Origin of the sequence: Mycobacterium sp. NAZ190054 (assembly GCF_001545925.1) — a bacterium.
In the GTDB taxonomy this organism is placed as follows: Bacteria; Actinomycetota; Actinomycetes; order Mycobacteriales; family Mycobacteriaceae; genus Mycobacterium.
Map to the genome: position 1 here is coordinate 1 of NZ_LMVQ01000206.1, position 6,841 is coordinate 6,841.

Annotated in this window: 5 protein-coding genes and 1 pseudogene; 1 reads left to right on the plus strand and 5 read right to left on the minus strand. The window is 68.6% G+C overall.

The genetic code is table 11. The annotated features are described in order from the left end of the window. From ASJ79_RS15485 to ASJ79_RS15495, 3 genes are all read right to left on the minus strand, one after another. Window positions 1–1,093, minus strand: a 1,093-nt coding sequence (locus tag ASJ79_RS15485; RefSeq protein ID WP_304439114.1) for an esterase family protein, incomplete at its 3' end; no start/stop codon positions are given. A 100-nt stretch (window positions 1,094–1,193) separates the two neighbouring features. Continuing rightward, entirely contained in the window at window positions 1,194–1,904 is a 711-nt protein-coding gene (locus tag ASJ79_RS15490) for a phytanoyl-CoA dioxygenase family protein (RefSeq protein ID WP_067956645.1), read from the minus strand. Between the two features lie 79 nt (window positions 1,905–1,983). Then, on the minus strand, window positions 1,984–3,198 hold the full coding sequence (locus ASJ79_RS15495; protein WP_067956646.1) for a multidrug effflux MFS transporter: 1,215 nt from the start codon (window positions 3,196–3,198) through the stop codon (window positions 1,984–1,986). Between the two features lie 66 nt (window positions 3,199–3,264). On the opposite strand from ASJ79_RS15495, the gene ASJ79_RS15500 reads away from it, so the two are divergent. Then, on the plus strand, window positions 3,265–3,711 hold the full coding sequence (locus tag ASJ79_RS15500; protein ID WP_156448465.1) for a MarR family winged helix-turn-helix transcriptional regulator: 447 nt from the start codon (window positions 3,265–3,267) through the stop codon (window positions 3,709–3,711). A gap of 48 nt (window positions 3,712–3,759) precedes the next feature. On the opposite strand, the gene ASJ79_RS15505 is transcribed toward ASJ79_RS15500, so the two are convergent. Further along, window positions 3,760–6,285, minus strand: coding sequence for a glycogen/starch/alpha-glucan phosphorylase (locus tag ASJ79_RS15505; protein WP_067956649.1), 2,526 nt, complete (start codon window positions 6,283–6,285; stop codon window positions 3,760–3,762). Window positions 6,286–6,408: 123 nt separating this feature from the next. After that, window positions 6,409–6,720: pseudogene (locus ASJ79_RS15510) on the minus strand (NAD(P)/FAD-dependent oxidoreductase); the annotation flags it as partial. Window positions 6,721–6,841 lie beyond the last annotated feature (121 nt).

Genomic DNA, 6,841 nt, shown 5'->3' on the forward strand with positions numbered 1-6,841 from the left:
GCCGCTCCCTACTGCTGCTGCTGTTGCTGGTCCTGGGTGCTGTCGACCTTGCCGTTCTTGCCGCCCTTGCCCGTGGCGGCCTTCGGCAGCGAGCGCACCACCTCGGCGGCGGCGAGTTCGCGGTCGGTGGGGGCGGCGGGGGCGGCGGCGGTGCCAGCAGCCGGACGATGTCGGCCTTCATGGCCTGCAGCTGCGCACCCCAGTACCCCCAGCTGTGGGTGCCGTTCGGCGGGAAGTTGAACACCGCGTTGCGCCCGCCCGCGGCCAGATATTTGTCGCGGAACTCCTTGTTGGTGGCGATGGTGATCGTCTCCAGAGATCCGGCGCTGAGGCTGACGCCCAGATCCGTGCCGGTGTCCAGGTCCGACGCGACCCCGTTGCCGCAGTAGATCCACAGCGCGGTGCGGTTGGCCACCAGCCGGTTGATGTTGAGCATGGGGTCGGCCCGCAGCCACGCCGGTGAGCCCGGCTTGCCCCACATGTCGAAGGAGTCGAAGCCGCCGGCGTCCTGCATCGCGATGTCGATGAGCGTCGGCCAGAACTTCTGCGACGGCGCGAGGTAGCCGGACAGTGACGCCGCGAACTTGTACTGGCGCGGATAGTAGGCCGCCATCGTGAGCGCCGCGCTCCCTGACATCGACAGTCCCACCACCGCGTTGCCGAACGGATCCTGACCGCGGTTGGCGGCCAGCCAGGTCGGCAACTCGTTGGTCAGGAACGTCTCCCACTTGTACGTCAGCGTGCCGTTGTTGTTCTTGGCCGGCCGGTACCAGTCGGCGTAGAAACTGGACTGGCCGCCGACCGGCATGATCACCGACACCCCGGACTCGTGGAACCACTCGAACGCGGCGGTGTTGATGTCCCAGCCGTTGAAGTCGTCCTGCGCGCGCAGACCGTCGAGAAGCAGCACCGAATGCGGTCCGCCGCCCTGGAATTCGACGCGGATGTTGCGTCCCATCGACGGTGAGGGCACGTCGAGCTGTTCGATCGGCAGGCCTGGCCGTGAGAATGCCTGCGCCGGCGGCGCTGGGCTGGCCGTCAGCAGTCCGGCGGCGAGCAGCACCGCCACGGCGATGCGCGCGAAGAACGTCACGCGCGGGAAGTTAACAGCGCCTGGGCGTATGGCCCCGAGGGCGCGCGCCGGCGGTGACCGGCTTGTTATCGACTCATGACCCCGCCGAGATTGCGACCAGTCAGGCCTTTTGCGAGTGAGAGCCTGCTGGAATGCCATTTCGGCGGGTGAGGAACACCGGGCCCTGCGCCATGAATCGCGGTGTGGTGCCGCGGTGTTCGTCGGCGGCGTGCACGGTCAGCGGGTGCAGGACGTACATGTCGCCGGGCTGTCCGGTGGCGTGGCGGACCGGGCGATCGGCACTGGCGGCGTCGACGAGCGCGCCGGCGGTCACCGCGTCCAGCGGTTCGTCGCCGAGGACGGCGGCGGCGTCGCGGTGCGAGCCCACGCGGATCCGCGTCGGCGCGTCGCGGTCCGTCACCTCCGACAGCAACGTGAGCACCAGCAGAGTCTGCGGACGGTTGGTGATGACCCATGAGCCGTCGGGGAGCGCGGTGTTCAGGTCGATGTGCCAGCCCCGGTCGTCGGCCGCCGGGGTCACCGGGAAGCGGACCGGGATGTTGCCGAGCGCGCCGCGCGGCACCCAGCCGCCGTCACCGCAGATCTGATCGAGCGCCTCGGCCAGCGCCGGGTTGCGGGCGATCTCGCCGAAAGGTGCCTCGCCGGTCAGGTCGGCCGTCCACAGCACCGGCTCGCTCCAGGTCGACGGGTCCTCCGGCGCCGCCGGCAGTCGGCGCCACAGCAGCGCACGGGCGGCGTCGGCGAGTTCCCGCGGCGCGGCGCCGTCGAGTTTGACGAATCCGTCGGCGGCGAACGCCTCGACATCGACCATGGCGCCAGCCTCTCACGCCGAGATTGCATCCAGCACGGCATTTTCCGAGTGACGGCCTGCTGGAATGCAAGTTCGGCGGTCAGGGGCGGCGTGCGACGAGGAAACCCGCGCAGGCGATCGTCGCGCTGCACACCATCACGATGCCCAGCGGTATCGCGGTGAGCTCACCGCCGAGGCTGACCAGTGGGGAGACGACTGCGGCGAGCAGGAACTGCGTCGCACCGAGAACCGCCGACGCGGTGCCCGCCGCGCGCGGGGCCGCGGACAGCGCCAGCGCCGTGGTGTTGCCGAAGATCAGGCCCATCCCGGCGACCGCGGTGAACAGCGGCAGCGCCAGCCACCCCGTGGCAACACCGAGCACCGCGAGAACGAGCACGACGGCAGCGGACGCGAAGATGACGGCCATCCCGACCCCGGCCACCGCGCGCGGTTCCCGGCGGGAGACGAGCTTGGCGCTCACCGCACTCATGAGCAGCAACCCGAACGCGTTGGCGCCGAACATCGCGCCGTACTGAGCCGAGGACAACCCCATCATGGTCTGGTAGATGAACGGCGATGCGGAGATGTAGGCCATCATCACCGCGAACGCGAAGCCGAACGCGACCAGGTTTCCGAGGTAGGCACGCTTCGCCAGATCGCGCAAAGGTGAACCGGCGGTGGCCTTCTCGACGCGCAGGGCGGCCCGTCGCTGTTCGGTGTGCGTCTCGCGGATGACGGCGAGCACCGCGCCGAGCATCAGGACGACCAGCACGAGGATCACGGCGAGGGTGCCACGCCATCCGAGCGGCTCGACCAGGAGACCACCGGCCAGCGGCGCCGCGATCGGCGCGACACCACCCACGATCATCATCAGGCTGAACGCCCGCGCGGCAGCGCGTCCGGTGGCCAGGTCGGAGATGATCGCGCGACCGATCACCATGCCGGCCGCACCGGCCAGCCCCTGGACCAACCGGGCGGCGACGAGCACCTCGATCGTCGGAGCCAGCACCGCGACCAGGCTGGCGAGCACACAGATCGCGGCACCGACCACCAGCGGCTTCACCCGGCCGAAGCGATCCGACAGCGGTCCGAAGACCATCTGTCCGACGGCGAGTCCGAGCAGGAACGCGGTGAGGGTGAGTTGCACGTTAGTCGGCGAGGTGTGTAGGTCGTCGACCATCGCCGGGAAGGCGGGCAGGTACAGGTCGGTCGCGAATGGCGCCACCGCGGACAGGAGCGCGAGCGTGACGAGAAGCCCGACGGTGATCCGGGTTGAGGTGTCGGGCCGTAGCGTGGCGTCGACAGTCGGGGTCATGAGAATCTCCGAAGTAGTTATCACTTGATAGTTATCAACATATAACTAGCAGGTAGGGTGGGTGTCGTGCAAGCTCGAAAGCCGACCGCAGAACAACTCGCCGACCTCGCCGACCTGGTGATGACGGTCGCGCGCGCGGTCAAACTCCAGGTGGTCACAGACCCGTCCGTCCTGGACCTGTCGGCGACCGAAGTGACCGTGCTGCGCTACCTCGATCACCATCCCGACGTCGGCCCGAGCGTTGTCGCCGCCGCGACCGGTCTGCAGCGCAGCAACATGAGCCGCGCACTGCGCGACCTCGAAGCCAAAGGCCTCGTCAAGCGGTCACCGGATCCCACCGACAGCCGCCAGGCGGTGCTGCGCTCCACCGAACTCGCCGCCGAAAATCTCGGGCGGGTGCGCAAGATCTGGGCACGGACACTCGGCGATGCGCTGGCCGGTAGCGCGGACGAGCACGACATCGAGTCGGCGCTCACACTGCTCCGCGCGCTCGAGCGGGGCCTCTACGGGTGATTTCGGCGTAGTTGGTCAACGTGGGATTGACCAAGTACGCCGAAATCGCTAGTCGAGGTCGACCGACATCGGGCCCACGCCCCAGATCTCGTCGCAGTACTGCCTGATCGCCCGGTCGGAGGAGAACTTGCCGCTGCGCGCGGTGTTGCGGATCGACATCCGCGACCACTTGTCCCGATCCAGCCAGGCCCGCGACACCTCGTCCTGGCAGTCCACATAGGACCGGTAGTCGGCCAGCACCAGGAACGGGTCGTGGTGGAGCAGGTTGTCGACGATCGGGCGCAGCACCTCGGTGTCGCCGCCGGTGAACTCGCCGCGGGCGATCAGCTCCAGCACCGCCGCCAACTCCGGATCCGACTCGACGAAACTCAGCGGGCGGTAGCCGTCGGCCTTGACCTTCTCGACCTGGCTCTCGGTCAACCCGAACAGGAAGAAGTTCTCCGCACCCGCCTCCTGCCGGATCTCGACGTTGGCGCCGTCGAGCGTGCCGATCGTCAGCGCGCCGTTGATCATGAACTTCATGTTCCCGGTGCCGGAGGCCTCCTTGCCGGCCGTCGAGATCTGCTCGCTGAGGTTGGCCGCCGGATACACCAGGTGCGCGGTCTTGACGTTGAAGTTCGGCAGGAACACCACCTTCATGTACCGGTTGACGCTCGGGTCGGCGTTGACGGTGTCGGCGACGGCGGTGATCAGCTTGATGATCCGTTTGGCCATGAAATAGCCGGGCGCGGCCTTGCCGCCGAAGATGAACACCCGTGGCGGGACCGACAGGCCCGGGTTGGTCTTGAGCCGGTGGTACAGCGCGATGATGTGCAGCACCATCAGGTGCTGGCGCTTGTACTCGTGGATGCGCTTGACCTGCACGTCGAACATCCACGACGGGTCCAGCTCGACGCCGGTGATCGAGTGCACGTATTCGGCCAGCCGGGACTTGTTGGCGCGCTTGACTTCCCGCCAGCGGGTCCGGAAAGCCGGATCGTCGACGAACGACTCCAGGCCGTGCAGTCGCTCCAGGTCGGTCAGCCAGCCGGGGCCGATGGTGTCGTCGAGCAGCGTACGCAGGCCCGGGTTCGACAGCGCCAGGAACCGGCGCGGCGTGACCCCGTTGGTGACGTTGCCGAACCGCTCCGGCCACATCTCGTAGAAGTCCTTCAGCACGCTCTGCTTGAGCAGCTCGGAGTGCAGCGCGGCGACCCCGTTGACGGCGTGGCTGCCGACGGTGGCCAGGTGCGCCATCCGCACGCTCTTGCCGCCGTCCTCACCGATCAGCGACATCCGGCGCACCCGCTCCTCGTCGCCGGGGAACCGCGTCCGCACCTCCTCGAGGAACCGCTCGTTGATCTCGTAGATCAGCTCCAGATGACGCGGCAGCGCCTCGCCGAACATGTGCAGCGGCCACGTCTCCAGCGCCTCGGGCAGCAGCGTGTGGTTGGTGTAACCGAACGTGCGCACCGTCAGGTCCCACGCCTCGTCCCAGCCGAGCTGGTGCTCGTCGATGAGCAGCCGCATCAGCTCGGCCACCGCGATCGACGGATGGGTGTCGTTGAGCTGGATGGCCCACTTGTCGGGCAGCGTGCGCAGCGGCAGATGCGCCCGCCGCAGATGGATGTTCAGAATGTCCTGCAGCGAACAGGTGACGAAGAAGTACTGCTGCAGCAACCGCAGCCGCTTGCCGGCCTCGGGCTCGTCGTTCGGGTACAGCACCTTCGACACCGTCTCGGAGACCACTTCCTCGTCGACGGCCTTGTAGAAGTCGCCGGTGTTGAACGCCTCCAGCGCGAACGACTCGACCGCCCGGGCACTCCACAGCGTCAGCGTGTTGCAGGTGTTGACGCCGAAGCCCTGCACCGGGGTGTCGTAGGAGACACCCTTGAGCACGCGCTGCGGCACCCACCGCACCCGCAGCCTGCCGGTGACGTCCTCGTAGGTCTCGGTGTGGCCGCCCCAGTTGACGACATAGCTGGCGTCCGGTTTGTCGATCTCCCACGGGTTGCCGTGCACCAGCCAGTTGTCGGTCTTCTCGACCTGCCAGCCGTCGGCGATCTCCTGGGTGAAGATGCCGAACTCATAGCGGATGCCGTACCCGATCGACGGCCGCTCCAGCGTGGCCAGCGAGTCCAGATAGCACGCGGCCAGCCGGCCCAGCCCGCCGTTGCCCAGCCCCGGCTCGCCTTCGCAGTCCAGGATCACGTCGAGGTCCTGGCCGAGGTCGGCCAGGGCCTGGCGCGCGGCGTCCTCGATGCCGAGGTTGAGCAGGTTGTTGCCCAGCTGCGGGCCCATCAGGAACTCCGCGGACAGGTAGCAGGTGACCTTGGCCGACAGGTCCAGCCAGTCCTGCGTGGTGGCCATCCAGCGCTTCTGCATGCGGTCGCGCACCGCCAGCGACAGCGCGCGGTAGTAGTGCTCGGGGGTCAGCACCGCGGCCGGGCGGGCGATCGAGTACACCAGGTGGTCCTTCACCGCCGCGCGCAGCGCATCGGCGGTGAGCCCGGAGCGGGTCTGCCCGGTCGGCCCTACCTGCACGCCGTTGACCTCGGCGGATGCCTCCGGGGCGGGGTTGACGACATCGGTCACGTGCTCTCCTGCGGTCGTGGACTCGGTAGCGACCCGTCATTGTGTCGTGTCCGCGTTTCTGGTGCGGGTCGGGTGCGGGTCCGGGATGTGAACGACGCGTTCGGCGCGGCCGGGGCCGTGCTGTCAGTCGGCGAGCATGTTCACCACTGCGGTGAACACCGGCGGGACACCGGTGGCGGCAGGCACGATCAATGGGCGCAGCGGCGACGTCCCGGCGCGCAGCACCCCGGCGGTCAGCAGCCGGTAGCGCCGGGTGGCGCGACGCCACCGCCGCTCGTAGTCACCGGGGCGGTCGGTCAGCACGGCCTCGACGAGCAGCCGGGCCGCGGCGAACGCCACCCCCAGGCCTTCGCCGGTGAGGGCATCGACGTAGCCGGCCGCGTCGCCGACCAGAAGCACGCGTCCGGCGACCCGGCTGCGCACGCGCTGGCGCATCGCCGATCACCAACCGCATCCCGGCGAACGACGGATCCAGCCAGTTGATGGAGGGCTGGCCGTCCTTGAAGTAGTGCAGGTACACCCAGCGCCGCTCCACGCCGTCGATGCCGACCACCGG

Coding starts and splice junctions, on each gene's coding strand:
- ASJ79_RS15490 (WP_067956645.1), bottom strand. CDS start 1,904: ATGGTCGATGTCGAGGCGTTCGCCGCCGACGGATTCGTCAAACTCGAC.
- ASJ79_RS15495 (WP_067956646.1), bottom strand. CDS start 3,198: ATGACCCCGACTGTCGACGCCACGCTACGGCCCGACACCTCAACCCGG.